Here is a 400-nt window from a genome sequence, read left to right as displayed (position 1 = left end):
TTACTAGTTCTCCACATCCATTGGTGTCTCTTACTGTTACGGTGTGTTCTCCTGGTTGTAAGTCTAAGAACTCTCCTGTCTCTTGCCACTCTCCATCATCTAATTGATATTCATATACGCCTGACCCTCCTGTTGCTGTTGCAATCACATTGTGTGTATCTGCAAAGGCAGGTGTGGTGATCTGAACATCCAAACTAGCTGGTGGCGATGAAGCCTCATAGGTAACACTATCACTGAAGCTACAGTTTGTTGGGAAGTTCCCATCTGTAATCACCAAACTATAGGTTCCTGCCATGGTAACTGTTACTGTAGGTGTTGTCATTATTCCATCTGGTGTGTTCCATAGATAGGTAAAGCCTGCGCCTAAGTCTTGGCCAATCATTAACTGATTCTGTGCCAA

At 44.0% G+C, this 400-nt stretch carries 1 pseudogene; it reads right to left on the bottom strand.

Annotated features, from left to right (window positions below):
* Positions 1 to 400 (bottom strand): annotated as a pseudogene (locus ACRBBL_RS27200) (hypothetical protein); the annotation flags it as partial.

This window comes from Kordia sp., from assembly GCF_050633145.1.
GTDB lineage: Bacteria > Bacteroidota > Bacteroidia > Flavobacteriales > Flavobacteriaceae > Kordia.
This window is presented reverse-complemented; position numbering and strand designations above follow the sequence as displayed.